Genomic DNA, 26930 nt, shown 5'->3' with positions numbered 1-26930 from the left:
CTGGTCTGCGGCTGGTGAGACAAAAATGGGAACCCGAACAAGGGAGGGCTGCCGATGAACGGCGCCGATATGTTGTGCGACGTCCTGCTGGTCAACGGCATCGATGTCTGCTTTGCCAATCCCGGTACGTCCGAGATGCATTTTGTTGCAGCGCTTGATCGAAAGCCGGATATGCGGTGCATTCTCGGTCTCTCCGAAGGTGTCGTGACGGGCGCGGCGGACGGCTATGGGCGCATGGCCGGCAAGCCGGCCGCAACGCTTCTGCATTGCGGGCCGGGACTCGCCAACGGGCTTGCCAACCTGCACAATGCCAGGCGGGCGCGCACTCCCATGCTGAATGTGGTGGGCGATCACGCCTCCTATCACCTGCAATTTGACGCACCCTTGACCACGGATATCGAGGCTCTGGCGCGGCCGATGTCGCGTTGGGTGGGGCGTGCAAGCGGAGCGGGCGATCTGCGCCTTCGCGCGGAGGAAGGGATCGCGGCGGCTCTTGCGAGGCGCGGGCCATCCACCCTGATCCTGCCGGCAGACGCCGCCTGGAGCGAGATCGAGCCGGAGCCCTCCGCGGGTTCCTCGTCTGAGCCGCTCTCTGCCATTCAGACGCCGCCGGCGGAGCCTTTGGACTTGAAGGCCGTGGATGCCGCAGCAAAGGCGCTGCGAAGCGGCGCGCGCGCGGCCCTCTTCCTGACGGGACAGGCTCTGCGCGAAGAGGCGACGCTGATCGCAGGCCGCATAGCGGAGGCGACGGGCGCCAAGCTCTTTTCCCAGACATCCGGCCGCTACCAGCGAGGCGCGGGGCGCGTCAATGTCCGGCAGGTTCCTTACAAGATCGATCTTGCGGTGGAGGCATTGAAGGATATCGACCTCGCCATCTGCCTCGGCTCGCCGCAGCCGGTTGGCTTCTTTGCCTATCCGGGCAAGCCCGGCCTGATGCTGCCGAAGGGCTGCACGGTGCTGCAACTGGCCTATCATGAACAGGATCTGGTGGAGGCTCTTGCAGCGCTGGCCGATGCCTTGAGCTTGGCTGCGGATGCGCCCGTCACGCTCAATCGCCTGTGCCAGGAGGACATTGCCGAACCTGGCGACGGGTCGCTGACCGCAGATGCGATCAGCCTCATGGTGGCGCGCCGCCTGCCGGAACAGGCAATCGTCATCGATGAGGCACTGACGTCGATCGGCCAGACTCATTTTCTGCATCACATGCTGCCGCCGCACGACGTGCTGCCGCTCACCGGAGGCGCGATCGGCATCGGCGTGCCGCTCGCAACAGGTGCAGCAATCGCGGCGCCGGATCGCAAGGTGGTTGCCCTGCAGGCCGATGGCAGCGGGCTCTACAATGTGCAGGCTCTGTGGACGCAGGCGCGCGAGAATCTCGACGTCCTGACCATTGTCTTTGCCAATAATGCCTACCGGATCCTGCAAGGGGAAATGACCGGCGTCGGGGTCAATGCCTATGGCCGCAATGCCAGCCGAATGCTGGGCCTCGACCAGCCCTCGATCGACTGGTGTGCCTTGGCCAAGGGATTCGGCGTCGAATCCGGCAGCGCAAGCAGTATCACGGAGTTCAGGCGGCTTCTGGAGGCGGGCCTTTCCCGTCGCGGACCCTTCCTGATCCAGGCCTTGATAGAGTAGCGCGGCCTGCAACGCACGGCTTGAACGGGGAAGGCGGCGCAGCTTCCGACCCGGACGGAAGCGGGCGAGGGAGCGCGGCATTCCAGCACTCGTTTCGCCCCCCATCCCGCTACCCTTAGACCGCGACGCTCACCGGCGTCGTGAACGGCAGCCTGTGCGCCGGCCTTCTGCGCCAGTGTCTGGCTCTATCCGCTTCCGGCGTAGCGCTCCGTTTTTTCGGCCAGCCGGACATGCTCAATATTTTCCTGAGCGAATTCAATTGCTTCGAGAATTCACGACGCAACACGGCAGCTGTCGAGTTGACAGCCATCAAAAATCATTCAACCATATTCGACATGGATACATCATATTCAAATAGAATACAAGAGGGCGTCGAGGGCGGTGTGCGGCCCCTCTCGACCGTGCTGAAGACCCTCGCCCTGCTGGACCTTCTCGGCCAGTCGACGCGCGGCATGCGGCTGCAGGAAGTGGCCAATGCCGCCGGTCTCTCGCGGGCCACCGCCTATCAGCGCCTGCTGACGCTGATGGAAGCCGGCTTTCTGGAGCAGGACGACGAGATGCGGTATCGCCTGTCGATGCACTGTGTGCGCCTGTCCGCCGCTGCCCTGGAGCAGGCGGATCTCGGTGTGCGGGTACGTCCGCATCTGCAGGCATTGGTCGACCGGGTGAAGGAAACCGCCTCGCTTGCCGTTCTGGAGCGGGGGCTGCCCTGCATCGTCTCGCGCGTCGAATCCGAGGCCCTGCTGCGTGCCGAACAGAAAATCGGCACCACAATGTCGCTGGAGGGCTCCGCATCGGGCCGTGTTCTGACGGCTTTTTGTGCGCCTTCGGTCAAGCAGAAGCTGATCGCGTCCGGCGAACTGCTCGCATCCGACGATATTCTCGATGAGGTTCGGCAGAAGCGCTACGCCATTTCCAGCGGCTATACCCATAGCGGCGTGACCGCCATTGCCGCTCCCATTTTCGATCACGAAGAAAAATGTGTGGCCACCGTTTCCCTGGTGATCCCGGATACGCGCTTCTCGCTGGAAGCGTTTCGCGATCCGCTCATCGAAACGGCAGAGGCACTCAGCACGGTATTGCAGGGGAGAGCCAAGCAAAAATGAAAACCGGTCTTGAACTCAGTCGGCCCCGGCCGCGCGACGGCCGCCAGGTCATGCGTCCCGAAAGCCTCGCCGCGATCCAGCCAAGCGCGCTGAGCGGCGCGCGGGCCATGATTGCCAAGATGACGCGCGAGCGCTGGGACATCACGAATGTGCGCTTCGATGTCGACGCCGATGCGGTTGGAACCGTCGTCTATTCCATCAAGACGCCTCGCGGCGAATTCTCCTTCATCGGCTTTTCCAAGGCGCCGAGCGGCAAGGCCAGGACCGGCCGCATCATCGGACAGGCCTGGGACATGATGGGCACGCTCAATGAAGGTCCGGCCACTGATGCCTGCATCGAATCGGCGCGAGCCGAGCTTCCCAAGCTCTATACCGGCCGCGCGACGCCGAACGCCTTGATCTGGTGCCGCTCCAACCGTTCCATGCGGGTCTTCGCCAGCACGATGGAGGCCCTGATGGAAGGCCGGCAGCCTTCGGTCGATGAGCTGGCCAATGTGTGCTACCTGATGCGCAATACGGGTCTCGACGGAAACGGCACCTTCGGCACCCGCTCCTATCCCTCGCTCGGCAAGGATCATCCGCTTGGCGGCGTGCTGCAGGCGCAGCTTTTGACCGGCTATATGATGCGGGAATTCTCCTGCGATCTCGTCGATCATCTGGCAAGACTGCGGAGCGACAAGGCCGTACCGCTATCGCCGGACATCCGCCGTTATCTCGGCGTCGGCAATGGCTCGGCTCTGGGCCTTATCTTCTACGTGCACCGCCATCCTCGCCTGCTGAATGCCTGGATCGGCGCCCGCGAGCAGCTCATCGCAAAGGCCCGGGGCCTGGACGTTTCGCCCTCGGATGCCCGTCTGGAGCAGATGATCGCTCTCGTCGAGCGTGCCATCCTCTTCCGAAAGCAGGATCGCATGCGCTACGAGGCATTTGCCGCAAGCGCCGATATTGCCGAGGATCTGGAGAGCCTCCTCAGCCTCCTCGTCGCCTATCGTGATACCGGACGTGTGGGCGACGACCGCCCGACCTATCCGTTCGATGCGATCGCAGCGCGGCTCGAGGGTGATATCCGGCCTGAAAGCCTTGAGACCTACTTCTCCCTCTTGATCGAACTCGTTCCGGACGAGACCGTCGCCGAGATCGAGAATTTGAGCGGACGCGATGAGTTCACGGTACAGCCGGCCGAGACAATTGCGGACGTTCTGGCGACGATCGAGAGCGATTACGGCTGGGCGCTTGAGATCGACATGCAGTCGCCGGATGCCTATGCCTATATCTGGTACAAGTCCGAGACGGCGGAAGAGCCAAGGCGGGGGGCGCGCAACGAAGCCGCCGACGCACTGGATCTCGGGCTCGATATTTGCGGCATGATCCAGGCGCTCAAGGCCGATATCGCTGCGGAGCCGCGCGAGCTGACGGTGGCCCGCTTCCTGATGAAATACCCGCAGCACAGATATATGGTCGCGCGCGTCCAGGGCCTGCGCGGCAGCCAGTATCATACGCCGATGGCCAACATAAACGCCGAGGACTTCCTGCCGATCGACCTGGTGCGGCTCATGAATGTCGGCTTTCACGGCATCGACAAAACCAAGGACTACCTGAACCGGAACCTCCGTGGCGTGCTGTTTCATGGCGCGCCGACGCCCGACGACCTGCGCGCCGGCCATGCCGGCACCTGGTTCTACCCGGCGGACCCCCGGTCATGATGATGGAAGGACATAAGACAATGCTGCGTATCATGCCGCGGGAAATGCGTCTCATGGGAGAGCGCATTCTCTCGCTGACCGGGCAGCCCAAGGGCCTGTTTCTGAGCCTGGTCGATATCGTGATGTACTCGCAAAAGCTCGATGCCGGCGGTTTTGCGCTTTTGGAAAACGCTCTGGAAAGCTTCAAGGCCGCAGATCCGACGCGGATTGCGATCAAGGCGGAAGAGCAGGGCGCCGTGGTGCTCGACGCGAACCAGGAGCATGCCTGGTTCGTCCTTCCCGTCGCCGTGGACCTGCTCGGTGAACTCGTATCCCGCTTCGGCCGCGGCGAGGTGACGGTCGAGAATAGTCGCGACCCAAAAGAACTCATCATTGCAGCCGAACTCGGCCGCCGCAGCGGGCTGGAAATCAGTCTCGACAGGCAGGCTTCAGGGGATGCCTTGCGCCTGACGGCAGTGGCACGCCCTCTGACCGGGGATTTCCGGCAGGACGAACCCTTGCTGGCAGCGCTGATGGACGAGGGGACGCCGATCCATGACGACCTTTGGTGGCGCATCTACCATCTCGCCCGCACGGCCCTTGCACCGGATACGGTCGTATCCCGCCGCCATGCCGGCCCGTTGATCGTCAACGAGGACGGGAGCGTCATCGGGCGGACCGACAATGACGACGACACGGATGTCAGCTTCCTGACGAAATCGGGTCGCGACAGCGAAAGACGGCAGGGAGCAGGCGCATGATCATCGACGGGTTGCAATGCGGTCATTTCGACCGTCAATCATTTGTCTCCCTGAAGGCGGCCGGCGTCGGCGGCGTCGTCAATACCTGCGGCTTCTGGGAAGGTGCGCTGGAATCGCTCGACAGCATCGGACAGTGGCGCGATCTCGTGCGCGACAATGCCGATGTGGCGGAGATCGCGCTGACCGCGGATGATATTCGGCGCATCAGTGACGATGGCCGGGTAGCGGTTATCATGGGCTTTCAGAACGCCAACCTGTTCGAGGGCCGGATCCGCTACGTCGAATTCTTCGCGGAACTCGGCGTCCGCGTCGTGCAGCTTACCTATAACAACCAGAACGAACTTGGTGGCAGCTGCTACGAGGCCGAGGATTCGGGCCTTGCCCGCTTCGGCAAGGAAGTGGTGCGGGAAATGAATCGCGCCGGCATCCTGGTCGATTGCAGCCATGTCGGGGATCGAACGACGCTGGACGCGATCGAGGTGTCCGACAGGCCGATCGCCGTGACCCATGCCAATGCCCGCTCGCTCTTCGACCACAAGCGCAACAAGAGCGATGAGGTGCTGAAGGCGCTGGGCCGAACCGGCGGGGTGATTGGCTGCGCGGCCTATCGCAACATCACCGGCGACGAATTCTGCAAGTCGATCGAAGCCTGGTGCACCATGGTGGCGCGCACGGTCGATATCGCCGGCATCGACAGCGTGGCGATCGGCACCGACCGCAGCCACAATTTCACCGCACCGGATTATGCCTGGATGCGGCAGGGGCGCTGGACCCGCGGTGCCGATTACGGTGCAAGCGCCGCCGGCAAGCCGCTGAAGGCACCCCCGCCGGACTGGTTCCAGACATTGGAAGATGTGCAGGTCATCCCCGATGGCCTGCGTAGCATCGGGTTCTCGCAACAAGAGGTGGAGAAGATCACCCACGGGAACTGGCTGCGTCTCTACGCAGAGACGTTCAAAAAACCATAAGAGGAGAACTGAAATATGACCAAATTCGAAATGGCACGCTCATCCCTTATGACACCGACCCGCCGCACGCTGCTGAAGACGGCCGGTGCTGCGGGCCTGGCCTCGCTTGCGGCGCCCTATGTCGCCCGCGGTGCGGAGGTTCTGTTCATCAATACCTGGGGCGGCACCTGGCAGAAGGCAGCTCTGGCGCAGCTGATCGAGCCGTTCTCGAAGGAGACGGGCATCGAGGTGCAGACGGTGTCGCCGGTATCCTTCGCCAAGCTCGCGCAGCAGGTGCAGACAGGTGTTTACGAATTCGACGTGACCACGCTCGGCGGCGGCGATATCGTACGCGCCAACCAGGCGGGCATCCTGGAAGATATCGAGGCGCCCTACGAGGGCGGCCTGTTCGAAAACGGCGTTGCTTCGCATGCCTTTGCCACGCTGATCGCCTATCGCACCGACAAGTTTCCCAATGGCGGCCCGCAGAACTGGGCCGATTTCTGGAATGTCGAGAAATTCCCGGGCGGCCGGTCGCTGCAGCGTTACCCAGCGCGGATCCTGCCGCTGGCGCTTCTGGCGGACGGCGTTGCCCCGAAAGACCTCTATCCTCTCGATGTGGATCGTGCCTTCGCCTCTCTCGACAAGATCAAGCCGCATATCCGCGTCTGGTGGACCGCCGGCGCCCAGTCGACGCAGGTGCTGCGCGATGGCGAAGTGGATATGATCGGGATCTGGCACAACAACTTCTACGAAGCCGAAGATGCGGGCGCGCCGGTTGCCATGACCTGGAACCAGGCCGAGGTCGAGCGCGCCTACTGGGTGGTCGCCAAGGGCACGCCGAACCTTGAGAATGCCAAGAAGTTCGTCAAGTTCGCCACCAGCGCCAAGCCGCTGGCGGGCTTCGTTTCGGAGGCGAATTACGGCGCGCTCAATCCCGCCGCCAATGCCTTCATCGCTGCCGAACGCGCCAAGCGCATGCCGACATCGCCGGAGAACTATCCGCTGGTGTTCGAGCAGGACATGGCCAATTTCGGTGCCGATGTGGCCGAGGTCTCGGAACGGTTCGAGGAGTGGGTCGCAAGCTGATCGGAAGATCCGATCAGGCGGCGATTCGGCCACAAGGCCGGCAGCGGAGCCGATGCCGTCGCTTTGGCGGCTCGGCCACTTCCACCGGTCAGGCCGTTCCTTCGCACAGGGTGCCGATGGCGCATGGGGGAATAGAGGCACGGATGCATGGGACCCCGTGCACCCGGCTGCCGCCAAGCATGCCGATCCCCGGCAGCCTTCATCACCCCTTCGGGGCCTCTTTGGGACCGCCTAATCGGGCCCTCTTGTCGGATCCCTTTCGGGACCCTCTGGCATCCTGCTCGACCGCTTGTCCAAGAGCGGATCGAACATGTCGCAACGCAATGCGGGAAATCTTATGAGCATTAGCCTCACGACGCTCACAGAGCGCAAGAACCTGTGGCCATGGCTGCTTCTGGCGCCCCTTGGTCTCTATCTGCTTCTCTTCTTCGTCGTGCCTCTGGTCGACGTCGCCATCATGAGCGTCACCCATCCTCGGCCGACGCTCGCCAATTACCAGCGGGTGTTTACCGGCGCTCTCTATCAATATGCGCTGATCAACACTTTCTTGACGGCCGCTTTCGTCACACTGTTCTGCCTGCTGACCGGCTATCCCGTCGCCTATCTCATGGCCAATTCCAGCCGCCGTGCGGCCATGCTCATCCTGGTCATCGTCACCATGAGCTTCTGGACCAGTTTCCTGGTTCGCACCTATGCCTGGATGGTGCTTTTGGGAAACAGCGGACCGCTGGTCGCGTTTCTCGGCTGGCTGGGTTTCGAGCCGACGCCGCAGCTCCTGTTCACGCGCTTTTCCTCCATGCTCGCAATGGTGCACATTCTCGTGCCGTACATGATCATGAACGTCTATTCGGTGATGCAGAAGATCGACCCGGCCCTCATTCGTTCGGCGGAAAGCCTCGGTGCCAAGGGATTCTCGCTGTTCCGCCACATCTACCTGCCTTTGACCGCGCCGGGCATTGCCAATGGCTGCGTGCTGGTCTTCGTCATCTGCCTTGGTTTCTATGTGACGCCGGTGCTGCTCGGCTCCCCGCGTGAGCAGATGATCGCGGGCCTGATCGGCCGCCAGATCGACGAATTCCTCGCCTTCGGCATGGGCTCCGCCATGGCGATCGTGCTGCTGACGGTCACGCTGATCATCCTGACCATTTATCACCGCCGCTTCGGCCTGGACAAGTTGTGGGGTTGAGTATGAACCTGGTCCTCAGACTTCTCGGCATCCTCGTGGTCGCCTTCATCCTCGCACCGCTGGTGATCGTGGTACCGATGTCCTTTTCCAGCGCCAGTTCGCTGCAGTTTCCGCCGCCCGGCTATGGGCTGGCCTATTACAAGGCCTATTTCAACGACCCGAAATGGCTCGTGCCGACCCTGAACAGCATCATCATCGCCACCGGCACCATGGTGCTGACCATGATCCTCGTCGTCCCGGCCACATTCGCGCTGGTCCGCCACAAATTTTCCGGCAAGGGCTTTGCCGATCTCATGATGCTGATGCCGCTTGCGGTCCCGCACATCGTGATGGCCATCGGCTACTACTCCTATTTCGGCGATCTCGGCATTGTTCACAGCCATATCGGCGTCATCCTGGCCCATAGCTGCCTGTCCGTGCCGATCGCCTTCCTCGTGCTGTCGGCCAATCTGAAAGGTTTCGACCGCACGCTGGAGCGCGCCGCCCAGAGCCTCGGCGCCACGCCATCGCGCACCTTCATCCATGTCACGCTGCCGATCCTGCGGCCGGGGCTGATGATCAGCGCGCTGTTTGCCTTCATCCAGTCCTTCGACGAGACAGTGGTCGCGATCTTCATTTCCGGCCGCGACGCGCAGACGCTGCCGCGCAAGATGTTCGACAGCATTCGCGAGCAGGCCGATCCGGTGATCGCCGTCATTTCCACTTTGCTCTTCGTCATCGTGCTGGCGGCTGCCGGTCTTCCCCTTCTCACCAAAGCCATTCGCGAGCGCCGGCAGGCGCGTGCCCTGGCCAATGCCGCCGGCCTTTCGGCCCCGCACTAGACTTTCCGAGGAACTGCCATGACGAGCTATCTCAAGCTTAACGACATCCACAAGGCCTACGGCCATTTCGTCGCGCTCGATAAGATCAACCTCGATGTGGCCAAGGGCGAGTTCGTCTCGTTTCTCGGTCCATCGGGTTCCGGCAAGACGACCACGCTGATGATCATTGCAGGCTTCGAAAAGGCCACGCGCGGCCATGTCGAGGTAGGCGGCAAGCCGATTACGGATCTTGCCCCGCATGAACGCAATATCGGCATCGTGTTTCAGAACTACGCCCTGTTTCCGCATCGCACGGCTGCCGAAAATGTCTACTTCCCGTTGCAGATGCGCAATGTCGGCCGAAGCGAAGGTCTGCGCCGCGCCGAGGACATGCTGTCGCTCGTCGGGTTGAAGGGTTTCGGCCATCGCTATCCGAAGGAATTGTCCGGTGGTCAGCAGCAGCGCGTTGCGCTGGCGCGAGCGCTGGTCTTCGAACCCTCCCTGCTGCTGCTCGATGAGCCGCTCGGCGCTCTCGACAAGAACCTGCGCGAACAGATGCAGATCGAGATCAAGCGCATCCAGCGCACGCTCGGCGTCACCACGGTCTTCGTCACGCATGACCAGTCGGAGGCCATGTCCATGTCGGATCGGATCGTCGTTTTCGAAAAGGGCGAGATCCAGCAGGCGGCGTCGCCGCTCGACGTGTATCATCGGCCGCAGACCCGCTTCGTCGCCGGCTTCGTCGGCGAGAGCAACCTCGTGCCCGCCCGCATCGTCAACCCTGCCAGCGGGATCGGCGCCAGCGAAGCGCTGGGCCTGTCACAGCTCGCTTACGCCCCGGCGCCTGGTCTGGCGGAAGGCCAGCCGGTCACGCTTTTGATCCGGCCCGAACATATCAAGCTGTCCCGCCAGCCGGTCGAGGGCCGTCAAAGCGTTCCGATGAAGGTGGAGACCATCATCAATTATGGTGACAACGCGCTCGTCATCGGCACGTCGGGAAGCGTCACCATGCGCGTCCGGGTCCTTGGCGCCGACGTCGTCATCATCAAGGAGGGTGAGGACAGCTATATTTCCTGGACGCCGGACTCCGTTTTCGTCATTCCCGAACAAGGAGAGCAGCGGTGAGCACAGCGATCGACACTGAAGCGCTGATCGAACGTTTCGGCATCGGCAAACGGGGCAGTCTGGCGGTGACCCATCAAGGCACCGGCTATTTCGCGGTGACGCCGGAGGCGCCCTATGATGCCGGCCTGACGGTTGCCGAGCAGACGCGGCAATTGCTGGCAAAGGCGGACAGGCGGCTGACGGAGATCGGCAGCAGCCGGGACAAGCTGATCTTCGTCGCCATCATGATCGCCGACATGGCAGGCCTGGACGAGATGAACGCCATCTGGGACGAGTGGGTGGCGGAAATTGCCCCGCCGGCACGCGCCTGCTTCGAGGCACGACTGGCCAATCCTGCCCTGAAGGTCGAGATGATCATGATCTCCGCAGCCAGCGGAACCCAGCCGGCGGCATGAGCGGACACAGTGTGCGGAGCGAAATTTTCGCGACAAGGTGAGACACGCGTCATGAGCGAGACGACCGGCCTGATCGATGCGCTGTCCCGCCTTCAGGCGGACCTTGCCCTGCTTGTTGGGGCGGAGGCGGTGGAGCGCTATCGGGCCGATGCCACGCGACGGCCGGGGCCCGAGCCCGTGGCCGTCGCGCGGCCGAGAACGACTGCGGATCTTGCAGCGCTGCTGGCTTTCTGCACGGCGCGCCGGCAGCTGGTTGCCGTGCAGGGCGGCCTGACCGGTCTTGCCGGCGGCGCCCGGCCGCAGGCCGGCGAATTGCCGATTTCGCTTGAGCGAATGCGCAGCCTGAGCGAGCCGGATCTGCTTTCCATGTCCGTGGAAGCCGGGGCAGGGGTAACGCTGGAGGCGCTGCAGGCGCGTGCTGCCGCGGCCGGCCTGATGTTCGGCGTCGATATCGGCGCGCGGGGCACGGCAACGATCGGGGGCATGATTGCCACCAATGCCGGCGGCATCCGGGTGCTTCGCCATGGCATGTTCCGCGCGCAGGTGCTGGGGCTCGAAGCAGTGCTGTCCGATGGCCGGGTCCTGACATCGATGCGCGGGCTGCAGAAGGACAATTCCGGCTACGACCTGAAGCAGTTGATGATCGGCTCGGAGGGCACGCTGGGGATCGTCACCCGCGCGAGGCTGCGCCTGCTGCCGAAGCCGCGGCATGAGCGCAATGCGCTCTGTGCCGTCGGCTCGGTCGACGCGGCCTTGCAGCTGATGAGGCGGCTGCGAGAGCATCTCGGCTCCGATCTCAGCGCCTGCGAGGCGATCTGGCCGGATGTCTATGCCGGCGTCGTTGCTCTGCGGGGCGGGTCGGCTCCGCTGGCCACGGGCCATGCGCTCTATCTCCTGGTCGAGAGCCAGTCCTTTCGCCACGAAGAGGATGATCTCTTCGAGACGGCGCTGGGAGAGGCCTACGAGGCCGGTCTCTGCCAGGATGTCGTGCTGTCGCAGTCCGGCCGCGACTTTACTGCACTCTGGGAAATCCGGGATGGCTGCACGGACTATACGGCGAGCCTGGGCGGCATGACCGGGCACGATGTCAGCCTTCCACCGGATGCCATGGCCAATTTTCTCGACGAGGCCGGCGCGATCGTGCGGCGCATCGATCCGGCAGCCAGGATCTGTGTCTTCGGTCACCTCGGCGACGGAAACCTGCACTACGTCGTCAAGTCGCAGCACATGCCGCTTCTGTCGCCGGAAATTTTCGCCTGCGCTGCAGGATTGGGTGGCGCCGTGACGGCCGAGCACGGGGTCGGATCGGACAAGCGCGCGCATCTGCCGCTCGTTCGCTCGCCGGTCGAACTGGCCGTGATGCGCAGCATCAAGCACGGTCTTGATCCATACGGGATCCTGAACAGAGGCCGCATTCTTCCGGAGCCCAGCCCATGAAAGCCTTTCTTCACCGCTTCCACGGTCAGCCGCTGCAGGCTGTCGAGATCAAGACGCCTGAGGCGAGAGGCAGCGAAGTGATCGTGGAGGTCAGTCATTGCGGTGTCTGCCATTCGGATCTGCATGCCTGGCAGGGAAAGGTCGATTACGGCCGTCGCGGTGTCGTCGTGCGGCCGGAGCCCGCGCAGCCGATCGCCATGGGACATGAGATCGCCGGGCGCATCGTTGCGCTTGGGCCGCAGGCGCGGGACGCGAGGATCGGCGACGCCGTCATCGCCTATCCCTGGCTTGGTTGCGGCGCCTGTTCCGATTGCACCGGCGGCCGGGACAATATGTGCCGCAATGGCCCCAGGAGCCTCGGCTTTGCCCAGCATGGCGGATTTGCGGAGCAGGTCGTCCTGCCGCATCCCCGCTATGTCTTTCCGCTCGGCGATCTGGATCCGGCCCTTGCGGCCACCTATGCCTGCTCCGGCCTGACCGTGCGCTCGGCCATCCGCAAGATCATGCCGCTTGCGCCGGACGAGCCTCTCCTCGTCATCGGCGCCGGGGGGCTTGGTCTGCAGGCCGTCGCCATGCTGCGCGCCCTTGACCATGAGCGGATCATCATCGCCGACATGTCGGCTGAGAAGCGCGGTGCTGCTCTTGCCGCGGGTGCGCTTGACTTTCTTCACCTGCGTGGCGATGGCGATATCGAGCATCTGGCAGATCTGGCGGGCGGTCCCATCCCGGCAGTCCTCGACTTCGTCAACAATGGCCAGACGGCTTTGCTTGCTTTCGATGCCCTTCGCAAGGGCGGGCGCATGGTGCAGGTCGGCCTGTTCGGCGGCGAACTGGCGATCCCTCTGTACAGTCTGGCGCTGAAGGGGATCAGCATTTGCGGCAGCATTACCGGAACGCTTGAGGATCTCGCCGATGTGCTCCGGCTTGCGCGGGAGGGACGCCTGCGGCCGCTGCCCATCGAGACTTTGCCGAAGTCGAGAGTCAATCTGGCGCTGGCGCGGCTTGCGGGAGGCGCGGTTCAGGGACGGCTCGTGCTCGCCGAAGATGCGCTAGACGACGCCGCCGTCGACGATGACGGTCTGGCCGGTGATCATCCGCGCGCCGGATGAGGCAAGCCAGAGCGCGGTCGCGGCAATATCCTGCGGCTGGATGAGGTCCTTGAGGCACTGCAGGTCATGGGTCTCGCTTACCCAGTCGTCCGTGATCTTCGCCGTGACGCGTTCGGTCGCGACGCGGCCGGGCGCGATGGCATTGACGCGGATCTTGCGGGGGCCGAGATCCCGCGCCATGCCGCGCGTCAGCCCGACAATGGCTGCCTTGGCCGCGTGGTAGGCCGCGAGGTTCCCTGCAAGCTTCATCCAGGCCGTCGACGACATGTTGACAATGGCACCGCCGCCGGCCTCCTGCATGCTGCGGGAGACCGCAACGGACAGCAGGGCCTGGTGATCGAGATTGAGTGCCATCATCTGGCGCCAGACATCGACAGCCAGATCGTCGAAGGCGATGCGCCGGTCGACGCCCGCATTGTTCACGAGAACCCGCACCGGCCCCTGTTGCGCGACAAGATCGTCCACCAGCGGTGCAAGCCCCTCCGCCAGCGTCAGATCGTAAGCGACGGGCAGAAGCGATCCGGATCCGGCTTCCTCGGCGCTGAACTCCATTTTTGCGCGGTCCAGTGCCGTCACCCTGGCGCCCTGGCGCGCGAAGGCGATTGCGGTGGCCCGACCGATTCCCGCCGCAGCGCCGGTCACGATGACATGCTGGCCGGCAAATTCGTCGTAGGAAATGGTCACAGGGCAACCTCGACCGTCGGTTGGCCTGCAACATCCATGCTCACGGCGAAAAGGCCGCCGGACAGGGGCGCCTCTTCGAGAACGCTGGCCGGCAGCCGGATCGAGGCGGTGGTGATAAACAGCGTCTTCATGTCCTCGCCTCCGAAACAGCAGCTTGTCGGCCGCGGGACCGGCATGTCGATTTCACGGACAAGGCGGCCCTTCGGATCGTAGCCCGCCACTCGCCAGCCATCCCAGAGGGCAATCCAGACCGTTCCCTCGGCATCGACGGCCAGACCGTCCGGCTTGCCTTCGCTCGGCTGGAATTGCAGGAATATCCGGCGATTGGAAAGGAGGCCCTTCTCGATGTCGAAATCATAGGCGAAGACGATGCCGAGACCGGAATCGGTGAAGTAGAAGGTCTTGTCATCGGCGCTCCAGCCAAGCCCGTTGGAGACCTGGAACCCGCCGTCCACGGCACGGGCGCGGGTGGTCGTGTCGAAGCAGTAGAGCGAGCCGGAAGGCATGGAGGCATCGAGGCTCATCGTGCCGGCCCAGATCCGACCGGCCCTGTCGGTCTTGGCATCGTTGAACCGGTTGGCGGGCAGATGCGCCTCCGGATCATAGATGGGTTCCAGCGCGCCGGTTTGCGGATCCAGCATTTCCAGCCCGTTCTGGGTCACGGCGACAATCGAGCCGTCGGCCGCCGGCAGAACGGCCGAAACCAGCCGCGATGCCGGCTTCATGACTGTTTGCGTCCCGGAAGGATCATAAATCCGGGTTGCCGGCGCTGCGATGTCCACCCAGCGCAAAAGATGCGTCCGGCTGTCCCAGACCGGACCTTCGCCGACAATGGCCCCCGCGGGGTGGATGCAGGTCAGTGCTTCTTCCACATGCAGGTGCCGTCGCGGGTTGGAGGAGATGCTGACGCTGGCGGTGCCGATATTGCCCATCACCCGTCGCGCGGCCTCCATCAGGTCGCGCCCGACAATGTGGCGCTGTTCGTGGCTCAGCGCGCTTTCATGCGCCGTAACGGCAATGGCGCCGCGTCCCATGCCCGGTGGGCCATGCACTTCGACCGCCACGACAGTCAGGCCCGGAATGGACCTGGATTCGGCGATGGAATAGCCGCGGGCCCGGCTGATGGCGATTTCCGACAGGATGCGATGGCGCTCCTCGGTGCTGTAGGCGTTGAGGAAATTGTTCATCTCATGCGGGGGCATGGCGGCCAGGATGGCCCGTCCGGAGGTGCTGTCGGCCACCGGCAGGGTGCGACCCACATCGATCCCGACCGCCAGCGGATTGGCCGGCCGCCGCACGTCGACATAGATGATGTGATCGCCTTCCAGCACCACCAGAGACACCGTCTGGCCGAGATCGCCAGCCAGTCGTTGCAGCTCGTGCTCGGCTGCGCTGCGCAGGTCGAAGGCGGATAGCGAGCTTCGGCCAAGCTCGATGAACCGCTTGCCGAGACTGTAGGTCTTGGACTGCAGATCGTGCTTGATGTAGCCGAACTCCACCAGGGCGCCCAGCAGTCGGTAGAGCGTCGCCTTGGGGAGCCTGGTCTGCTTCAGCAGGAAGGTGGAGTTGCAGGGTTCGGCCGACTGGGCGATCAGCTCGATCAGCTGGATGCCTTTGACCAGGGTTCCCGCGCCGGGATAGAGCTTGGCGATATTGTCGAAATTCGGCAAGGGCGCTCCTACACCAGGGCTTCGTGGGTGACGGCATCGAATATATGAACTTTGCCTTCCGGCAAAGTGATGCGGATGGTTTCACCATCGCGGTAGCGGTGATCGTCGATGACCCGCGCCAGCATGGTTGTCTTGTCGCGCGCATTCTCATCCGAGGCGACAACAGTGTCCACGGCATCGGCTTCCTGGCCTTTCGGCGTCGGGAAGTGCAGGATCTTCTCCGTCCCGAGGCTCTCGACCAGCGAGACGTCCACCGGCACGCCCTCCTCACCGATCACCAGATGCTCGGGCCTGATCCCGAAAATGGCTTCCTTCGCGCCGTCCTTCAACGGCTTGCGTCCGATCGCGACGCGCTGGCCGCCAAAGCGGGTGAAGGCACGATCCCCTTCGATTTCCAGGGGGCCGCGGAAGAAGTTCATTCCCGGTGAGCCGATGAAGCCCGCAACGAACAGATTTGAGGGCCGGTTGAACAACTCTTCCGGCGAGCCGACCTGCTGGATGATGCCGGCCCGCATGACGACAATCTTGCTCGCCATGGTCAAGGCTTCCACCTGGTCATGGGTGACATAGATGGTGGTGACGCCGAGACGCTTCTGCAATTTGACGATTTCCGATCGCGTCTGGGTGCGCAGCTTGGCATCCAGATTGGACAAGGGCTCGTCCATCAGAAAGGCGCTGGGTTCGCGCACGATGGCCCGTCCGAGCGCCACGCGCTGCCGCTGCCCGCCGGACAAGGCGCGCGGACGGCGGTCGAGATAATCCGTCAGTTCCAGCATCTCGGCGGCGTGGTTGACGGCCTTGTCGATCTTCTCCCTGGCGACGCCCCGCATCTTCAGGCCGAAACCGATATTGGAGCGCACGGTCATATGCGGATAGAGAGCGTAATTCTGGAACACCATTGCGATATCGCGGCTGCCGGGCCCGAGATCGGTCACGTCGCGGCCACCGATCGAGATGGTCCCGCTGGTGGTTTCCTCCAGTCCGGCGAGCATTTTCAAGATTGTGGATTTGCCGCAGCCGGAGGGGCCGACGAAGACGCAGAGCTCGCCGTCTTCCACATGCAGGTTGAAGTCGTGGATGGCCTTGAACTGGCCATAACGCTTCTGGACATTGTTGAAATCGATTGTTGCCAAGATGCGGGCCTTTCTTGATTTACTTTTCGGAACCGGCGGAAAGACCGCCCACAAGATAGCGTTCGAGGAAGAGATAGACGCCGATGATCGGCACGGCCGCCATCAGCGAGGCCGCCATGATCGTGTTCCAGTCGGTCACGAATTCGCCTTTCAGCGTGGCAATGCCGACATTCAGGGTCCACTGCGATTCCGACGTGGTCAGGAAGGTCCTGGCGTAGAGAAAATCGGACCAGCTGATGACGAAGGCATAGAGTGCGGTTGCCGCCAGGCCGGGAGAGGCGACGGGCAATACAACGCGGATAAGCGCGCCGAGCGGCGAGCAGCCATCGACCAGTGCCGCCTGTTCCAGTTCGGGCGGAATGGTGTCGAAATACCCTTTCAGCATCCAGGTTGCGAAGGGCACGATGAGCGTCGCCTGGGCAATCACCACGGACCAAAGCGAGCCGACCAGCCCGACCGATTTGAAGATGGCAAACAGCGGGATAACGAGCAAAGTCGCCGGCAGCATTTTCGAGGTCAGGATGAACAGGCCGAGCGCCTGGCCGCCGCGCAGGCGATGGCGGGACAGGGCATAGGCGGCAAGCACGCCGACCGTCAGCGAGAGGATCATGGTGGCGACCGCGATCAGGATCGTGTTCCACATCCACAGGCCAAAAGGCTGGCTTGCCAGAAGATCGGAAAAGACAGTCCATTGCGGGTCGCGCGGCAGGAAGTTCGGCGGGTAGACCCTGAGCTGCGTGCGGGGGCTGAGCGCCGTCAGGAACATCCAGTAGATCGGAAAGAGCAGGATGACGCAGACACCGATGACGGTGGTGTAAAGGGCGATCCCGGCGAGAGGCGAACGTTTTGTCATCGATTGCTCCTAGTGGACCGATTTCGCGAAGCGGCCGACCAGCGCGCGGCTGATGATCGCGCAGATGATCATGGTGACCACGCCGACCGCGGCGCCCTGACCCATGCGGAAGAAGGCGAAAGCCTGCTCGAAGGTCAGCATCGACAAGGTTGTCGTCGCTCCGATCGGCCCGCCCTGGGTCAACACGTAGATGATGGAGAAGTCACGGAAGACCCAGAGCGTCGTCATCACCGATGTGACGCCAATGACGGGCGCGAGATTGGGAAGCGTCACATAGATGAAGCGCTGCCAGACATTGGCGCCATCCACCTTGGCGGCCTGGTACTGTTCGGCGGGGATGGATTGCAAACCCGCCAGCAGCATGATGGACACCAGCGGATAGCCCTTCCAGATCATTACGAAGCAGACGGCCATGAAGGCGGCCGTGGCGTTCGAGCCGAACTGGACGGCCTGAGAGACCAGGCCGGTCTTCAGCAACATCCAATTGATGACGCCGAACGAGCTGTCGAGCATCCAGGCCCAGATGACCGTCGCGACCACTTCCGGCACCGCCCATGGCAAAGCGACGAACAGTCTGGCAAGCGCGCGACCCTTGAAGTTCTGGTTCACCAGGAGCGCCGTGGCAAGTCCGATGATCAGGGAAATGCCGCCGACGATGAGCACCATGCGTGCCGTGACCGAAATGGCGTTCCAGAATTCTTCGGAGTGAAACAGCCATTCGTAATTCTTGGTCGTCCAGGGCGCGTGGTCGCCGCCGATCCGCGCTATGCGGACATCCTGCAGCGAGATGTCCACCGATAGCAGGATCGGATAGATGATGATCAGCGCCATCAGGATAACGGCCGGAGCCAGAAGCAGGTAGCCGAATTTCGATCTGTGCTTCGGTGAACTAAAGTCTATCAAGTCAATCCTCCTGCGCTCAAGGTGGCCGAGGTCGTGCCGCGGCCACCCACCTTTTGACGCTTGGCATGCGGTTCGGTTCAGCCGGCGATCTTCTCGACGGCGGCCTGCATATTGGCACCTGCCTCCTGCGGGCTCAGATCGTCGATCAGCATGCGCTGCACCTCGCGGAAAACGATCTTCGTCACTTCGTTGAACTGCAGCTCCAGGCCCTTCGGCAGGCGGTCGACACCGGCAGCGGAGGCCTTGTCATTGGCCTTGGCGAATAGCGCGAAGTTCGGGTCCGCCTTGATCTCCGCCGTGTAATCGAGGCCCGGCATGGGAGCCGGCGAGGAGCCGAGGGTGGCAAAGCGCTGCTGCATCTCCTTGGATGCGGCGACCTGGATGAAGTCCCAGACCAGCGCCTTCTTCTCATCGGAAATATCGGAGGGCATGCCGATGACGTTGGACGTTCCGCCGACAGGAGGGTTGAGCGGCGACTCCGCCAGCTTCAGATTGTCGCGAATAGCCGGATCCGCACCCTTCATCACATTCCAGATCCAGGGCCCGTCAAGGCGCATGGCGATGCGGCCCTCGATCAGCAGCTGGCGCATGTCGCCTGCCTTGGCATCCTTCGGCGTCAGGCCGTCCTTGTAGATCTGCTTGAAGCGGGCAAGTCCCTCGATGACGCCGGGGCTGTTGAAGGCGGGCTTGCCATCCTCTGTCCAGTTGCCGCCGGCATCCAGAACGAAATGCAGCATGTCGTGCATCATGTTGGAGCCGCCGCTGCTGTCGACGCCGAGGCCGTAGACATCGGTGACTCCATCGCCGTCGGTGTCGCGGGTTGCCGCCTTTGCCGCGGCAATCAGGCCGTTCCAGTCGGTGGGGACGCTGGCAATACCGGCGTCCTTCAGGAGCTTCTCGTTATAGGCGAGGATATAGGCCGTATAGAGCAGCATGATGCAATTGGTCTTGCCCTTCCACTCGCATGTGCTCTGGCCGGCCCAGCCCTTGAGGTCCATCCCGGACTTTTCGATGAAGGGTCCGAGATCCGCCAGCCATCCCTCATTGGCGAAGGCCTGATACTCGAAAGCGGCGAGGTGGACGATATCGGGGGGCGTGCCGCCGGCAAACATCGTGAACATGGTGTCCGCATATTCATTGCGGGAGACCTTGGTCATCTCGACCTTTACGTCCGGATGGCTGGCCTCGAATTTCTGGATGACCTCGTTCCACCAGTCGCCATAGCCCGGCTCGCCCTTCATCCAGCTGACGAAGGTGAGTGTTTCGGCGAAGGCCGGCAGGGCCGCGAGCGATGTGCTCAAGGCCACGGCCGCGGCGGCGGCCGTCTTGAAAAGATGTCTCATGGATCCTCCTCCTTTGAATCTTTTTCAGTCGTCGATTTTCGTCAGGAATGCAAAAGCGTCGTCATTCGGCACCACCCCGATACCGGCCGTGTCCGGCACGGCGAACACGCCTGTCGCGCAGGCGGCCGCGCCCTCCAGAAGCTCCGCATTGCGGTGGTAGATCGTATGCTGGAATTCGTGGCAGGCCGCACCGGCATAGAGGCCTGCGCGCAGGCTTGCGCCCATGAAGATGCCAAGACCGATGGTGGCATGCGGGATGATCTGGGCACCGGCCGCCTTTGCCAGCGCGGCGATGCGCAGGAATTGCGTGATGCCGGTATGGCCCATTTCCGGCTGGACGATGGAGCAGGCCTGGCGCGCAAGGCGGGGGCGATAATCCCAGTCGGTGCGCCATTCCTCGCCCAAAGCCAGAGGCATTGCGATGGCCGCGGCCACGGCCGCCTGGGCGTCCACATCCTCCGGCGCGACCGGCGCCTCGAGAAACCAGGGCCGGCTCTGTTCCAGGGCCGCGCCAAGCGCGATTGCGCTCTCGGCGGTATAGGCCCAATGCATGTCGACGGCAATCTCGTGGTCGTCACCGAGCGCCTTGCGAAGCGCTGCGACCTCACCCGGAACATCGCCGCCATCGGTGTGGCTGATCGGGATCTTCACCCGGCCGAACCCGTCTTCCTTCCAGCGCAGAGCCATGTCGATGCGTTCCGGCTGCGTCGGTGCCGGCAGGCCGGAGACATAGGCGGGAAGTTCCCCGGCGCCCGGGCGTCCAAGGGCGGATTGCAGGCTTTTGCCGGCCGCGCGGGCGCTGAGATCCCAAAGCGCGATATCGAGGGCGGCCAGGGCATCGGCAAGGTAGCCGCCCCAATAGCCGCGATTGCGCTGCAGCGCATAGAGCGCGTCCCAGGTGGCAGCGGGATCCTTCGGCGGCAGCGAGATCAGATAGGGGCCCAGGAGATCGTTGATGATGCTGGCCGTGGCATGCGGTGCGATCAGGCCGTAGGTCTCGCCCCAGCCTTCCACGCCCTGCCGATCGCGCAACCGTACGACGATGGAGCGATCCACCAGCGGATAGACGGTGCCATTGAAGCCGCGCACCACGTAGCGATTGGCGATCAGCGTTTCATCTGCGCCGGGCTTGCCAAGATAGGCCGTTTCCCGCGGCCGCTCGAAGAGGAAGACATCGACCGAAGCAATGCGATCATGCATGGACGCGCTCCATGGATGAGAGCGCCCTGTCATAGAATTCGAGCGTCAGCGCCTTCAATGTCTCGTCCATTTCCGGCAAAGCCTCGCGCACGAGATCCGTCGCCATGACTTGGCGATGTTTGAGGATAAGCTTGGTCAACCGCATCCGATAGGGCGCCTGGATCAAGAGCAGGGGCAGAGACTGCGTATAGAGGGTGAGGGCGCGTTCGCGATCCCCGGATGTATAGGCCCGCATGAGGGCCACATGCAATTCGAGGAGTTCGATGGCCGGCATGGTGGCGATCGCGCCGCGTTCCAGTTCCTCGAACAGGTAGCGCGCACCGCCGCCACCGATCACGCCATCGAGGTTTGGACCACAGCCTGCAACCAGTTCGGACACTTTCGGCCCGGACGGCACGCCTTCCTCCTTCACATAGCGGATCGCCGGCACGGCGGCGGCGAGATCCAGCATCTGACGAGCCGAGAGATCGGCGCCGCGCGGTGCAAACAGGTTCTGCAGGATGATGACGCCGCCATCGAGCGCATCCGACAGGCGTTTGAACCAGGAGACGAGATTATCGCCCATGGCGGGAACGGCCATGGCCATGACGCCGTCGACATTCAGATCCGCAACGGTTCTCGCAAGGTCGACCATGACCTCCGGGTCGGCCGAATTGACGCCGGCAATGATCGGCAATCGTCCAGCGGCCGCATCGACGACATGCATCAGCGCGTCGCGTCGCTCGGCGGCGCTGAGATGTACGTCTTCACTGGCAACGCCGGGAAAAACCAGGGCCGTTGCCCCGCCATCCACGCCAAATTCCACAAGCGCGCGCAGAGCGCCGGAATCCACTGCGCCGGTCTGATCGAACGGCGTGGGAATGATCGGGAGAACCCCCTCCAAACGAACTGTCATCCTATTCCCTATATATGAGACTGCATTTCCATAATTGAAACTACATCATTCCTTTGTTACCTTGTCAACGTGTTTCGCGCCGCGAGGCTGTTGGAAAAGGAAAAGTGTATGGAATTCCTAGGGATAGATTGGGGCAGCCGACGCTTCAGGGCCTGGCTTCTGGATAGCGAGGGCAGGATCATCGACAGTGTGGAGAAGGATGAAGGCCTTGCCGCCGTTCGGGATCGCGATTTTCGAGGTGCCCTGGAAGCCGCCTGCGCCGCTCAGCTTTCCCGCGATCCGAACCTGCCGATCCTTCTGTCGGGCATGGTCGGCTCGCGGACCGGCTGGATCGAAGCGCCCTATTGCCCGTGTCCGGCTACGATGGACACGATCGCCGGGAACGCCATCCGCTTCGAGATCGGCAGCCATCCGGCGGCGATCCTTCCCGGCGCGACCTCGGTCGATGCCAGCGGCCATGCGGATGTGATGCGTGGCGAGGAAATCCAGGTGCTCGGCGTCGCCGCGCTTCTCGGCATACAGGATGCGACGATCTGCATTCCCGGCACGCATGCCAAGTGGGCGAGCCTGAGCGCGGGCCGCCTTGCCAATTTCGAAACCCATGTGACGGGGGAAATGTTCTCGCTGCTGCGCGGACACAGCCTCGTCGGGCAGATGGCCGAAGGAGATGACGACGCGCCCGAGGCCTTCCTGGCCGGGGTTGATCATGGCCTTACCCATGCCGCCGCCCATGCCGTTTTCGCCGCGCGAGCCGATGCGCTGCAGGGCACGCTCGCACCGCGCTCCATCTCCGCCTTCCTGTCCGGCGTTCTGATCGGCAATGAACTGTCCGCGCGGCCACGCTCTGAGAGCGGCGAACTCGTCCTCCTGGCAACGGGCGTGCTGGCCGAGCGCTATGCGAAGGCTCTCACTCATGTCGGGGAGGTTTTCAGAACCGTGGACGCCAAGGAAGCTGCGCGCGCGGGTCAGGTCCTGGCGGCGCGGGCGCTCTGGCCGGACAGGGTCTCGGCGTGAGCCTGCTCCCCACGGCGAAACTCGACCACGTGGCGATCGCGAGTTCCAGCCTTGCGGTGTCGATGCGTTTCTACGAAGAGCTTGGCTTCACGCCGGGCTTTGCAAAGCCCGGGCTGCAGCAGATGCGGCTCGGGACAAGCTTCGTGGAGTTGATCGAGGCAAGTCCGGCGCCTGCGCCGTCCCCGACGCCCTATCATTTGGCTTTGGTTGTCGAAGACGCCGATCAGGCATGGGATCGCCTGCGCTCGCATGGTTTCATGCCGGATGCGGAGGTCAGGCGTGGCGCATCCGGTGCGCGCTTCTTCTTTCTTCGCGATCCGGACGGCCACTGGATCGAGATCCTGTCGCGCTGAGACTGTGCGCTCAATGGGCCGGGCGGTAGCCGAGGGCGATGGAGGCGGACAGGCCCGCTTCTGTCAGAAGATCGATATAATCCTGCCGCCGCCCCTCATCGAAGCGGAAAAGCGGGAAAGAGATCGAAATGGCGGCCACCGGCTTGCCCATATGGTTGAAGACCGGCGCCGCCAGGCAGCGGACGCCGGCTTCGCTTTCCTCGATCTCTTCCGCCACGCCGCGGGCGCGGGCGGCCTTCAGATCCGCCATCAGTGCATCCGGATCGGTCAGCGTTCGCGGTGCATGCTTTGTGAATTCCATCCGTGCCATCCGGTCGCGGATCTCGTCATCGTCGCGCCAGGCCAGCAGCGCCTTGCCGAGCGAGGTGCTGTGCAGCGGATTGCGCAAGCCGAGCGTTGATTTCATCGACAGATTGAAGGCAGAATCATATTTGTGGATGTAGACGACCTTCTCGTCGCGCTCGTCCAGAATGCCGAGATTGATGGATTCGCCCGTGGCGCGCGACAATCGCCCCATGGACTGGTCGGCGACCCGCAGGAGATCCGCCTGTTCGCTGAGCGAGCGGGCGCCGAGGCTGAACAGCTTCAGCGTCAGGCCGTATTTCTCCGTATCCTGATCCTGCTCCACATAGCCAAGCTCCATCATCGTCTGCAGCAGCCGGTGTGCCGTCGTCTTCGACGTCATCGCCCGCTGCGCCAGATCAGCCAGGCTGACCCGTTTTTCGTCCACCAGCGCTTCAAGGACAGCAAAGACCTTGAGGACTGCCGCGACATTATCCGTCTTGACCTGAGTATCAGCCATAATCCGTTCTACGTTCTTCGACATGAAATTCTGGAAGTCAGTCCGCCGCGAGTCAAGTAACCGCTCCATTGGGCATTGGCGTTAGACAGACAGTCCGCGCCGGTCATCCCTTCCTGTCTACACTACCGTAAAATTTCCGATTGAAAAGCCAATCGGAGTGTGATTTCTTGATTTTCGAAATTGCGTTCCGAAAATAATTCGAGGGGTTTTGCGGCATGGATCCGCTGCTGAGGCAGAAACAGCATTTCATCGGGGCAGGGGATGTCCGCGCGCTGATCGAGCGTTTGACCGACAATCTGGTCAACATCCAGGACACCTCCGGAGAATTCCTGCTGAGGCTGGAAGACGGCCGGGTGATCGATACCAAGGGCTGGGCTGGATGGGAGTGGACCCACGGGATCGCGCTTTACGGATTGCTGAAATACTGGCAGCAGACAGGCAGCGAGTATGCGCTGAAGATCATCACCGACTGGTTCGAGACGCGGCTGCGGGAAGGCACGCCGACGAAGAACATCAATACGGTCGCGCCCTTTCTCACCCTCGCCCATCTATACGAGATGAATCGCGATCCCCGTTTCCTGCCCTATCTCGAGACCTGGGCGGAATGGGTGATGTATGAAATGCCCCGCACACGCGAAGGCGGCCTGCAGCATATCGTCTACAATAATGTCAACGACCAGCAATTGTGGGACGACACGCTGATGATGAGCGTGCTCCCGCTCGCCAAGATCGGCCTCGTCCTGAACCGGCCGGATTATGTGGAAGAGGCGAAATACCAGTTCCTCGTCCACGCGCAATATCTGCTCGATACGGAAACCGGCCTGTGGTTTCACGGCTGGACATTCGACGGCAACCATAATTTTGCAAGAGCCCGCTGGGCGCGGGGCAATAGCTGGGTCACCATCGCCATTCCCGAATTCATCGAATTGCTGGATTTGAAGGAGGGCGATGTGCTGCGCCGGCATCTCCTCTCGCTGCTGAACCGCCAGGCGGCGAGCCTCAGGCAGCATCAGGATCCCTCCGGTCTCTGGCACACGCTGATCGACGATCCCGACAGCTATCTGGAGGCATCGGCCACGGCGGGTTTCGCCTATGGTCTCATGAAGAGCGTCCGCAAGCGGTATCTCGGCGAGGCGTATCGCCCGGTTGCCGAGGCGGCGATGAAGGGTGTGATCGAGCGGATCTCGCCGGATGGCGAGTTGACGCAGGTCTCGTTCGGGACGGCCATGGGCCATGATCTCGATTTCTACCGGCAGATCAAACTGACCTCGATGCCCTATGGACAGGCCATGGCTATGCTTTGCCTGACGGAGCAGTTGCGCAGCTATATCTGACGAGGAGGCCTTCGGTGACGCCGGGAGGAGCGGGTGTCGCCGATTGGCCCTGGCGGATCGCGAAGGTCCGGGATCAGCAACAGGATCTGGAGGAGGAGAGAAGACATGAAGACCATTACCAGACGCCGCCTGCTCGGCCAGGCCGCAGCGGGTCTAGCCCTTTCGACGATGGCCGGCCTGCCGGCGCATGCGCAGACCAAGACCATTCGACATTTCTGGTGGGGCAATCCCGAGCGCGACAAGCGCACCTTCGCGGTGATCGACGTGTTCCAGAAGGCGCATCCCGATATCAAGATCTCGGGCGAAACCATCGGCTGGGGCGACTATTGGACCAAGATGGCCACCCAGACCGCCGGCCGCAATATGGCCGACCTCGTGCAGATGGATTATCGCTACCTCTTCGAATATGTACGCCGCGGTGCCTTGCAGCCGCTCGACGCGCATGTCGGCAAGAGCTTGATGGTCGCCGATTTCGACAAGGGCCCGCTCTCCGGCGGAATGGTGGACGGCAAACTCTATGCACTTAACATCGGCTCCAACAGCCAGGTCATCGTGCATAACACACGTGTCTTCAAGGAAGCCGGCATCGATGCGGACCTGATCAACTGGACCTGGGACGATTTTGCCAAGGCCTGCGAGCAGATCAGCAAGGCCTCGGGCGGAAAGGTCAAGGGTTCGGACGATCTGGCGCTGATGATCGAAGTCTTCGAATCCTGGACGCGCCAGAACGGCCACGAATTCTATGACAAGGACGGGAATGTCGCAGCCACCGTCGATGATGTTGCGAGCTACTGGCAGTTCTGGAGCGACCTTCGGCAGAAGGACGCGGTGCGGCCGAAGGAAAAGACGGTCATCCTCGATATCCCCATCGTCGAATCGGGGGTTGCGGTTGGCGATGCGGCCATGTCGCATTTCTGGTCCAACCAGCTGGTCGGCATCCAGGCGGCCGCGAAAGACAAGATCGGCGCCGCCATGGTTCCCCACAAGAAGGACGGAGCGCCGGGCCAGTTCATCAAGCCGTCAATGTTCATGTCGCTTACTCGCGACGCCAAGGATGTCGACACCTCCATCCTCTACATGAATGCCTGGGTGAATGATCCCGAGATCACCAAGATCCTCGGCCTGGAGCGCGGCATTCCGGCATCGCCCCGCGTGCGCCAGGCCCTGCAGCCGGCTCTCAATGATGTGGAGAAACTGTCCGTATCCTACTTCGACGCGATCCAGGACAAGGTCGGGCCCCTGCCGCTTCCGGCGCCCAAGGGCGCTGGAGAAGTGCGCGACGCTTTCATGCGCATCGGTACCGATGTGGTTCTTGGTCGTGCCGAAGCAAAGGATGCCGCGCAGCAATTCGTCGACGATGCGCAGGCGATCGTCGAACGCGCCCGTTAGGGTTCGTTGAAATCAGACCCTGAGCAGACTTGCATTGGCCTGCCAACGCTTCGTCCGCTTAGTCTGTTGTTTTGACGCAGGTTTC

General features: G+C 62.8%; 25 protein-coding genes. 16 read left to right on the top strand and 9 right to left on the bottom strand.

Annotated features, from left to right (window positions below; translation table 11 throughout):
• Window positions 1–54 precede the first annotated feature (54 nt).
• The 12 genes from QTJ18_RS05865 (at window position 55) to QTJ18_RS05810 (ending at window position 13272) form a co-directional block, all read left to right on the top strand.
• A complete protein-coding gene (locus QTJ18_RS05865) occupies window positions 55–1635 on the top strand; it encodes an acetolactate synthase large subunit (RefSeq protein WP_252752955.1) in 1581 nt (526 codons plus the stop codon).
• Between the two features lie 383 nt (window positions 1636–2018).
• Window positions 2019–2741: an IclR family transcriptional regulator gene (locus QTJ18_RS05860; protein ID WP_252752956.1), complete on the top strand. Its 723-nt coding sequence runs from the start codon at window positions 2019–2021 to the stop codon at window positions 2739–2741.
• Entirely contained in the window at window positions 2738–4444 is a 1707-nt protein-coding gene (locus QTJ18_RS05855) for a hypothetical protein (protein WP_252752957.1), read from the top strand. The genes QTJ18_RS05860 and QTJ18_RS05855 overlap by 4 nt, the downstream gene beginning before the upstream one ends.
• A gap of 20 nt (window positions 4445–4464) precedes the next feature.
• Window positions 4465–5184 carry a hypothetical protein gene (locus tag QTJ18_RS05850; protein ID WP_252752958.1) on the top strand — a complete coding sequence of 240 codons (720 nt, stop codon included), beginning with the start codon at window positions 4465–4467 and terminating at the stop codon, window positions 5182–5184.
• A complete protein-coding gene (locus QTJ18_RS05845) occupies window positions 5181–6152 on the top strand; it encodes a dipeptidase (RefSeq protein WP_252752959.1) in 972 nt (323 codons plus the stop codon). Before QTJ18_RS05850 ends, QTJ18_RS05845 begins: the two co-directional genes overlap by 4 nt.
• A 15-nt stretch (window positions 6153–6167) precedes the next feature.
• Window positions 6168–7220 carry an ABC transporter substrate-binding protein gene (locus QTJ18_RS05840; RefSeq protein WP_252752960.1) on the top strand — a complete coding sequence of 351 codons (1053 nt, stop codon included), beginning with the start codon at window positions 6168–6170 and terminating at the stop codon, window positions 7218–7220.
• 337 nt (window positions 7221–7557) lie between these two features.
• Complete coding sequence (locus QTJ18_RS05835) at window positions 7558–8406, top strand: ABC transporter permease (RefSeq protein ID WP_252752961.1); 849 nt, start codon at window positions 7558–7560, stop codon at window positions 8404–8406.
• Window positions 8407–8408: 2 nt separating this feature from the next.
• Window positions 8409–9227, top strand: coding sequence for an ABC transporter permease (locus tag QTJ18_RS05830; RefSeq protein ID WP_252752962.1), 819 nt, complete (start codon window positions 8409–8411; stop codon window positions 9225–9227).
• Window positions 9228–9245: 18 nt separating this feature from the next.
• Entirely contained in the window at window positions 9246–10331 is a 1086-nt protein-coding gene (locus tag QTJ18_RS05825) for an ABC transporter ATP-binding protein (RefSeq protein ID WP_252752963.1), read from the top strand.
• On the top strand, window positions 10328–10726 hold the full coding sequence (locus tag QTJ18_RS05820) for a RidA family protein (RefSeq protein ID WP_252752964.1): 399 nt from the start codon (window positions 10328–10330) through the stop codon (window positions 10724–10726). The genes QTJ18_RS05825 and QTJ18_RS05820 overlap by 4 nt, the downstream gene beginning before the upstream one ends.
• A 51-nt stretch (window positions 10727–10777) precedes the next feature.
• Window positions 10778–12163 carry an FAD-binding oxidoreductase gene (locus tag QTJ18_RS05815; protein WP_252752965.1) on the top strand — a complete coding sequence of 462 codons (1386 nt, stop codon included), beginning with the start codon at window positions 10778–10780 and terminating at the stop codon, window positions 12161–12163.
• On the top strand, window positions 12160–13272 hold the full coding sequence (locus QTJ18_RS05810) for an alcohol dehydrogenase (protein WP_252752966.1): 1113 nt from the start codon (window positions 12160–12162) through the stop codon (window positions 13270–13272). Before QTJ18_RS05815 ends, QTJ18_RS05810 begins: the two co-directional genes overlap by 4 nt.
• Here the strand turns inward: QTJ18_RS05810 and QTJ18_RS05805 are convergent.
• The 8 genes from QTJ18_RS05805 to QTJ18_RS05770 form a co-directional block, all read right to left on the bottom strand.
• Complete coding sequence (locus QTJ18_RS05805) at window positions 13213–13956, bottom strand: SDR family NAD(P)-dependent oxidoreductase (protein ID WP_252752967.1); 744 nt, start codon at window positions 13954–13956, stop codon at window positions 13213–13215. The genes QTJ18_RS05810 and QTJ18_RS05805 overlap by 60 nt on opposite strands.
• A complete protein-coding gene (locus QTJ18_RS05800; RefSeq protein WP_252752968.1) occupies window positions 13953–15626 on the bottom strand; it encodes an SMP-30/gluconolactonase/LRE family protein in 1674 nt (557 codons plus the stop codon). Before QTJ18_RS05800 ends, QTJ18_RS05805 begins: the two co-directional genes overlap by 4 nt.
• Window positions 15627–15634: 8 nt before the next feature.
• A complete protein-coding gene (locus QTJ18_RS05795) occupies window positions 15635–16759 on the bottom strand; it encodes an ABC transporter ATP-binding protein (RefSeq protein ID WP_252752969.1) in 1125 nt (374 codons plus the stop codon).
• A gap of 19 nt (window positions 16760–16778) precedes the next feature.
• Window positions 16779–17612, bottom strand: a complete 834-nt coding sequence (locus QTJ18_RS05790; RefSeq protein WP_252752970.1) for a carbohydrate ABC transporter permease — start codon at window positions 17610–17612, stop codon at window positions 16779–16781.
• A 9-nt stretch (window positions 17613–17621) separates the two neighbouring features.
• Window positions 17622–18515 carry a carbohydrate ABC transporter permease gene (locus tag QTJ18_RS05785; RefSeq protein WP_252752971.1) on the bottom strand — a complete coding sequence of 298 codons (894 nt, stop codon included), beginning with the start codon at window positions 18513–18515 and terminating at the stop codon, window positions 17622–17624.
• Window positions 18516–18592: 77 nt separating this feature from the next.
• Window positions 18593–19858, bottom strand: a complete 1266-nt coding sequence (locus QTJ18_RS05780; protein ID WP_252752972.1) for an ABC transporter substrate-binding protein — start codon at window positions 19856–19858, stop codon at window positions 18593–18595.
• A gap of 24 nt (window positions 19859–19882) precedes the next feature.
• On the bottom strand, window positions 19883–21058 hold the full coding sequence (locus tag QTJ18_RS05775) for a mandelate racemase/muconate lactonizing enzyme family protein (protein WP_252752973.1): 1176 nt from the start codon (window positions 21056–21058) through the stop codon (window positions 19883–19885).
• On the bottom strand, window positions 21051–21953 hold the full coding sequence (locus QTJ18_RS05770) for a dihydrodipicolinate synthase family protein (RefSeq protein ID WP_252752974.1): 903 nt from the start codon (window positions 21951–21953) through the stop codon (window positions 21051–21053). Before QTJ18_RS05770 ends, QTJ18_RS05775 begins: the two co-directional genes overlap by 8 nt.
• 108 nt (window positions 21954–22061) lie before the next feature.
• Here QTJ18_RS05770 and QTJ18_RS05765 point away from each other — a divergent pair, with 108 nt between their 5' ends.
• Entirely contained in the window at window positions 22062–22967 is a 906-nt protein-coding gene (locus QTJ18_RS05765; RefSeq protein ID WP_252752975.1) for a 2-dehydro-3-deoxygalactonokinase, read from the top strand.
• Window positions 22964–23320 (top strand): VOC family protein, encoded by a 357-nt coding sequence (locus tag QTJ18_RS05760; protein ID WP_252752976.1) that lies wholly within the window; start codon window positions 22964–22966, stop codon window positions 23318–23320. The genes QTJ18_RS05765 and QTJ18_RS05760 overlap by 4 nt, the downstream gene beginning before the upstream one ends.
• Window positions 23321–23330: 10 nt before the next feature.
• Here QTJ18_RS05760 and kdgR read toward each other — a convergent pair whose 3' ends face one another.
• Window positions 23331–24122, bottom strand: a complete 792-nt coding sequence (kdgR, locus tag QTJ18_RS05755; RefSeq protein ID WP_252752977.1) for a DNA-binding transcriptional regulator KdgR — start codon at window positions 24120–24122, stop codon at window positions 23331–23333.
• Between the two features lie 215 nt (window positions 24123–24337).
• On the opposite strand from kdgR, the gene bglB reads away from it, so the two are divergent.
• On the top strand, window positions 24338–25456 hold the full coding sequence (bglB, locus tag QTJ18_RS05750) for a beta-galactosidase BglB (protein ID WP_252752978.1): 1119 nt from the start codon (window positions 24338–24340) through the stop codon (window positions 25454–25456).
• Window positions 25457–25561: 105 nt separating this feature from the next.
• A complete protein-coding gene (locus tag QTJ18_RS05745) occupies window positions 25562–26845 on the top strand; it encodes an ABC transporter substrate-binding protein (RefSeq protein WP_252752979.1) in 1284 nt (427 codons plus the stop codon).
• The last annotated feature ends 85 nt before the right edge of the window (window positions 26846–26930 follow it).

This window comes from Rhizobium sp. SSA_523 (assembly GCF_030435705.1).
Classification (GTDB): domain Bacteria; phylum Pseudomonadota; class Alphaproteobacteria; order Rhizobiales; family Rhizobiaceae; genus Neorhizobium.
Note: the sequence above shows the minus strand (reverse complement) of the source record. Positions and strands in the feature narration are given on the sequence as shown.

Coding starts and splice junctions, on each gene's coding strand:
- QTJ18_RS05865 (WP_252752955.1), top strand. CDS start 55: ATGAACGGCGCCGATATGTTGTGCGACGTCCTGCTGGTCAACGGCATC.
- QTJ18_RS05855 (WP_252752957.1), top strand. CDS start 2,738: ATGAAAACCGGTCTTGAACTCAGTCGGCCCCGGCCGCGCGACGGCCGC.
- QTJ18_RS05850 (WP_252752958.1), top strand. CDS start 4,465: ATGCTGCGTATCATGCCGCGGGAAATGCGTCTCATGGGAGAGCGCATT.
- QTJ18_RS05845 (WP_252752959.1), top strand. CDS start 5,181: ATGATCATCGACGGGTTGCAATGCGGTCATTTCGACCGTCAATCATTT.
- QTJ18_RS05840 (WP_252752960.1), top strand. CDS start 6,168: ATGACCAAATTCGAAATGGCACGCTCATCCCTTATGACACCGACCCGC.
- QTJ18_RS05835 (WP_252752961.1), top strand. CDS start 7,558: ATGAGCATTAGCCTCACGACGCTCACAGAGCGCAAGAACCTGTGGCCA.
- QTJ18_RS05830 (WP_252752962.1), top strand. CDS start 8,409: ATGAACCTGGTCCTCAGACTTCTCGGCATCCTCGTGGTCGCCTTCATC.
- QTJ18_RS05825 (WP_252752963.1), top strand. CDS start 9,246: ATGACGAGCTATCTCAAGCTTAACGACATCCACAAGGCCTACGGCCAT.
- QTJ18_RS05815 (WP_252752965.1), top strand. CDS start 10,778: ATGAGCGAGACGACCGGCCTGATCGATGCGCTGTCCCGCCTTCAGGCG.
- QTJ18_RS05810 (WP_252752966.1), top strand. CDS start 12,160: ATGAAAGCCTTTCTTCACCGCTTCCACGGTCAGCCGCTGCAGGCTGTC.
- QTJ18_RS05790 (WP_252752970.1), bottom strand. CDS start 17,612: ATGACAAAACGTTCGCCTCTCGCCGGGATCGCCCTTTACACCACCGTC.
- QTJ18_RS05780 (WP_252752972.1), bottom strand. CDS start 19,858: ATGAGACATCTTTTCAAGACGGCCGCCGCCGCGGCCGTGGCCTTGAGC.
- QTJ18_RS05775 (WP_252752973.1), bottom strand. CDS start 21,058: ATGCATGATCGCATTGCTTCGGTCGATGTCTTCCTCTTCGAGCGGCCG.
- QTJ18_RS05770 (WP_252752974.1), bottom strand. CDS start 21,953: ATGACAGTTCGTTTGGAGGGGGTTCTCCCGATCATTCCCACGCCGTTC.
- QTJ18_RS05765 (WP_252752975.1), top strand. CDS start 22,062: ATGGAATTCCTAGGGATAGATTGGGGCAGCCGACGCTTCAGGGCCTGG.
- kdgR (WP_252752977.1), bottom strand. CDS start 24,122: ATGGCTGATACTCAGGTCAAGACGGATAATGTCGCGGCAGTCCTCAAG.
- bglB (WP_252752978.1), top strand. CDS start 24,338: ATGGATCCGCTGCTGAGGCAGAAACAGCATTTCATCGGGGCAGGGGAT.
- QTJ18_RS05745 (WP_252752979.1), top strand. CDS start 25,562: ATGAAGACCATTACCAGACGCCGCCTGCTCGGCCAGGCCGCAGCGGGT.